The following is a 4,589-nucleotide window of genomic DNA, read 5'->3' as shown; positions in this document are numbered from 1 at the left end:
GTTTAGCCTTAACAGGCGAATAACTTCAAGACTCACTCCTCTAAACAGTTACCATTGGCTGCTGCCAGTGGCGCTTTTGCATGTCTTTCCGGGTTTGACTCAAGATGATATTAACCGGATAAGGCGCAGCAGTCGGACTGAACGGGGGGTTCGTGCATACAGTCCAGCTTGGAGCGAACTGCCTACCCGGAACTGAGTGTCAGGCGTGGAATGAGACAAACGCGGCCATAACAGCGGAATGACACCGGTACACCGAATGGCAGGAACAGGAGAGCGCACGAGGGAGCGACCAGGGGGAAACGCCTGGGATCTTTAAAGACCAGTCTGCTAACGCCCCCACAGAATTGACCGACAGATTTCGTGATGCTTGTCAGGGGGGCGGAGCCTATGGAAAAACGGGTTCCCCGCGCCCTTTTTCTTCCTGTTCTTACAGCCTTTCCCGCCGGTTATCCCCGCTTCTGTTGATAACCCTCAGCGTCAGCAGATCACACCGCTCGCCGCAGCCGAACGACCGAGCGTAGCGAGTCAGTGAGCGAGGAAGCGGAACAACATCGGACTGGCATTAAGCACGGCCACGGCATTGCTTTGTTTTCCCCTGATGTGGTTGTTTCTGTCAATGGCGTTAGACTGTGCCAGAACAGGAGGATTTTTTATGGCATGGCACAGCGTGTCACAGGCTCAGAAACTGACGCAAAAGAGTCGCCGTACGCTCTACCGTGATATGGCCGCAGGCCGCGTATCATGGCGTCAAGGCACCAACGGCCACCGTGAACTGGAGACGGCAGAGCTTATTCGTGCTTACGGTGCGCTGTCAGACGCTGGCACTGAAGAGTGGCCCACCGTGGCACAGCCCGGTGGCACACAAAATGAGGTGGCGTTGCTGGCAGAGATCCGCGAACTGCGTGCGGAAGTGGCCGAGCTGAAAGGAATGATGCTTCGCATTGAGGATAAAACCAGTCAGAAGGATCCCGAACGCCGGAAAACGCCGTGGTGGCGGTTCTGGGGCGTTCAGCGCTGAGATAACGAGAGGTTAACCGTGGAAAAACGTAATCTGTTTGAAGAACTGATGGCTGGCCTAGCCGAAATGGCCGATCTCCAGCGCCAGAAAGAGGAGCATTTCCGCCCACGTCGCCCTTTTGAGCCAAGAGTGTACAAACCTTACCCGGGTGACGACGCGCCTGAAGCCTGAGCAGTCGTGCTCCGGCACCTTCCTCTCATACCGGAATGCTTAACGCTAGTCCCGCGCCGGTGATCTCAATGAACGGTCGTACTGACGGTGCTTCCGTATTTTCTGCTGAATAAAGACCGGCAAAAACTCTCACACCCAACGCATTATGCAATGCTACGCCTCAGCCCTTGCGACACAAAGGCTGAGGGTGCATGACTATCATTTCATTCATCTCATGCACTGGTGATACCGGACCCTCAACCGGCAAGGCTTTGATGTGCATGACTGCCTTTTTCAGAAAACTATGAGGCCAGCCGAAGTTAACTCTGCGGACAGGAAATGTTTTGTCATTACCGTCACGTGGTGACGCCTGACAAAACCCCTGGTCAGGGTTGCGCCCCGACACCCCGCCAACGCCTCACGAACGCGAAAAAAATTTCGCGCCCGTTCACCGTTACGTAAATGGCCATCCATGTAGAAGTTGCTGCAGCAACACCAAAAGCCTGACCACATCCACTGTTACTTTCAGCAGCGTGTTTGCGTGTCTGAATTTTTCGTTCATAAGGGAATTTCTCTTCACGGTTAGGTGATCGGAAATTATTGAGTCTGTGATTTTTGCAGAGGAAAAAATGGATTTTTTTTCAAAAAAAATCTGCCTGCGTTTCACCTGGCTGGTTGGTGTTTTATGCATCTCGCTACGGTTTCAGTGCGAAACTTCCCGCCATTCACTCACGTGCATAGCCATGCAGTTGCTCAGAACTCACCAGCGCGATTCTGAGGCGGTTTCGGCGATCAAACGTGGTGTTTTGAGGCCTGGAGTGGAAAAGCGCCCCGGGCGCGTTTCAGAGGGGCGCGTAAGGGATGTTATGGTAAATATGAGCGCTCGGCGAATACGTGAAAAATGTACTTTTTAGAGCCTTTCCACGTAATGCTCAGCGGCCACGATAAATACCTGTGAGCAATGATGCTCGTAACCTGAAAGGAGTTCAGAGAATGAACAGACAAACCCCAATTTTAAGACGTAATTTGGCCCATAACCGAGCTTTACTCCAAGACATCGACCGTAGTGGCCTAAAAAAGTATTACAACACGGCGATCTTGCATGCCGCTTGTGCCGCAATTGAAGCCGAGCTGAAACGCCGAAGTATCTCCTAAAGAAAAGCCCGCTTTAAGCGGGCTTTTTTATGTCTGTAGCGCAGCTTCATATCGATTATTTTTTCATTCTGCCGCTCCGGTTGCCCCCTACAACCCCATGGAGCACAAGGAGTACAGTGAGTACGGCGAGCACATTGAGCACATGGAGCACCGCAAATTATAAATAAGCATAATTAAAACATCTATTTACGTGCGATTGATGTAATAAATATTACGTCAATGATTTTTTTGTGTAATTTTTACTGCGGGTTATATTGGTTTCGCTTTTGTTAGAACAATATAAACCACCTGAGTGGTTTGGAATAACTCTTTGATTTTAATGGGTTTTTTTAGTAAATTGTGTTGTGTGAACAAACTGGAGGCGATTAGATATGTCAGTAAGGGCAAAAAGGTCAGGAAGAAGAAACCAATCAGAAAGGCGTCTGGAACTGATTGAAGCTCTATGGGGAGATGAAAAGATCGAAACGTGGCACCGCCTTGAGAACGATGGTTACTCCACCGTTCCACGGTATCTGCCGCTGATAGGAGCGCTGATGGATGGTCTATCAAAAGGATCTCCACTATCCACAACCTATCTAGCTTTGTGGTTCCGGGTTTTTGACGAGGGGCTAATTGAGATTCGGGACAAAACTGTGTTGGCTTTCGAGTCTGGTTTTGCCAGTGACAGAGGCGTAACAACATGGTCAGGAAGAATGAAGAAACTAAAAGAACTGGGGTTTATTTCCTGTCGTGAAGGGAGTTCTGGTGAGTTTCATAATGTATTGATTGTTCATCCATTAGTTGCAGTTAAAAAACTAGTGGAAGCGGGGGACCTTTCTAAAGGGAAGGCTTACAACATCTTAGTTGAACGAGTTATTGAGGTAGGAGCCTCATGGGAGGATTAAATGGCCGGTACAGTATGGCGTGATGTGAAAATAGAGGATGTGAGTTTTCCTATGGGGCATTTGCATCCTCGATGGTATTCAATCGATGTAAACGGCATAAAAATAGACATTGAAATTAGTCATAGTTTTCACGTTTTTACTGATGAAAAGCAGGCTGGGCCAGTGATGAAGTTCAAGGAAGAACAGCGGTATTTTTGTAGAGAACGTTACGAAGGCAGTAAAACGATTGTGACTAGAATCCTTGCCGCGATAGAGAAAGGTGAATACATCACAGCCTTTATCTCGAAGGGGCAGGGACAAAGATATTATCACCTGAGTCACCATGATGATTTTATCCTGATGGAGATCCGAAAGCCCCAGGACAAACAAAATGCACTCCGTATCCATGTAGTTACGGCGTACACACTTGATGAATGGGGAAACGTCAACAAAGGACGTAACCTGCGATTTAGATATGTGCTTGAACAGCGATTGCAGGGTAAGAAGATTGTGTAAAAAAACAAAAAGCGCCTAGGGCGCCTTTGTTTTTTTACAGAATTTCGGTCTGGCCTTTTTGTATCCTGCTCACAGGCTAGGAGGGCGTTAACCCCGGCATCAGCACCCCTCTTTCAAGGTTCCGGTTTGTGCTGACCACGTGATTATCCTATTCCCTATACTCATTGTCAAAAAAACGGCCTAGTTAGTATTTATATGGCACCATAGGTTGTCATTGTACCCATTGTGCTCTATAAAGATTCATACGCTTTCATTGTTCTTTATAGGTGGCCTTGTGAAATTGTTAGACAGTAATGAAGTGTGTGAGCTGTTAGGGATCAGTAAATCGACTCTATATCGTTGGTGTGGTGTATCGGAGGAGCCTACTGGTTTGGGATTAGGTAGCGCGTTTGCTCGGACTAATACCTTAGGTAATACACTGCCGAAAGCAGCAGCAGGATGGTCTGGCGCCGTTGTCGGAAGAGCATTGCAACAGAAAGGACTTGGACTTGAAGAGACTCCAAGCGATTTTCCTCGGCCTTTTAAGATTGGTCGCTCGTTTAAATGGAAAGATGCAGAAATTATGGGTTGGCTTGAAACTCGTCGAGTTTGAACAACAGATCTTCTTGAGATCCTTCGTATCTCGTCGTAGTCTCTTGTCCTGTAAACGAAAAAACCGCCCTGCAAGGCGGTTTTTTCGAAGGTTCTCTGAGCTACCAACTCTTTGAACCGAGGTAACTGGCTTGGAGGAGCGCAGTCACCAAATCTGTCCTTTCAGTTTAGCCTTAACCGGCGCATAACTTCAAGACTCACTCCTCTAAACAGTTACCATTGGCTGCTGCCAGTGGCGCTTTTGCATGTCTTTCCGGGTTGGACTCAAGATGATAGTTACCGGATAAGGCGCTGGT

General features: G+C 48.3%; 5 protein-coding genes and 2 pseudogenes. 5 read left to right on the top strand and 2 right to left on the bottom strand.

Going from position 1 to position 4,589, the window contains the following annotated elements; translation table 11 throughout:
- Positions 1 to 32: 32 nt before the first annotated feature.
- Positions 33 to 158 (bottom strand): annotated as a pseudogene (locus tag EC836_RS25050) (replication initiation protein).
- Positions 159 to 652: 494 nt separating this feature from the next.
- Between EC836_RS25050 and EC836_RS24510 the strand changes: the two are divergent.
- From EC836_RS24510 to EC836_RS24490, 5 genes are all read left to right on the top strand, one after another.
- Positions 653 to 1,018, top strand: coding sequence for an entry exclusion protein 1 (locus EC836_RS24510; RefSeq protein WP_123337993.1), 366 nt, complete (start codon positions 653 to 655; stop codon positions 1,016 to 1,018).
- An 18-nt stretch (positions 1,019 to 1,036) separates the two neighbouring features.
- On the top strand, positions 1,037 to 1,189 hold the full coding sequence (locus EC836_RS24780; RefSeq protein ID WP_158612816.1) for a hypothetical protein: 153 nt from the start codon (positions 1,037 to 1,039) through the stop codon (positions 1,187 to 1,189).
- A 1,505-nt stretch (positions 1,190 to 2,694) separates the two neighbouring features.
- Entirely contained in the window at positions 2,695 to 3,207 is a 513-nt protein-coding gene (locus tag EC836_RS25045; protein ID WP_233599403.1) for a hypothetical protein, read from the top strand.
- Complete coding sequence (locus tag EC836_RS24495) at positions 3,208 to 3,702, top strand: hypothetical protein (RefSeq protein WP_123337991.1); 495 nt, start codon at positions 3,208 to 3,210, stop codon at positions 3,700 to 3,702.
- Positions 3,703 to 3,976: 274 nt separating this feature from the next.
- Entirely contained in the window at positions 3,977 to 4,294 is a 318-nt protein-coding gene (locus EC836_RS24490; RefSeq protein WP_158612815.1) for an AlpA family transcriptional regulator, read from the top strand.
- A gap of 196 nt (positions 4,295 to 4,490) precedes the next feature.
- Here EC836_RS24490 and EC836_RS25040 read toward each other — a convergent pair.
- A pseudogene (locus tag EC836_RS25040) lies at positions 4,491 to 4,589 on the bottom strand (replication initiation protein); the annotation flags it as partial.

This window comes from Erwinia sp. JUb26, assembly GCF_003751505.1.
GTDB lineage: Bacteria > Pseudomonadota > Gammaproteobacteria > Enterobacterales > Enterobacteriaceae > Erwinia.
The sequence above is the reverse complement of the archived record's forward strand: the minus strand, read 5'-3'. Positions and strand labels throughout refer to the sequence as shown.

Bases quoted from the DNA above. Each gene is read 5' to 3' on its own strand.
- EC836_RS24510 (WP_123337993.1), top strand. From the start codon at position 653: ATGGCATGGCACAGCGTGTCACAGGCTCAGAAACTGACGCAAAAGAGT.
- EC836_RS25045 (WP_233599403.1), top strand. From the start codon at position 2,695: ATGTCAGTAAGGGCAAAAAGGTCAGGAAGAAGAAACCAATCAGAAAGG.
- EC836_RS24495 (WP_123337991.1), top strand. From the start codon at position 3,208: ATGGCCGGTACAGTATGGCGTGATGTGAAAATAGAGGATGTGAGTTTT.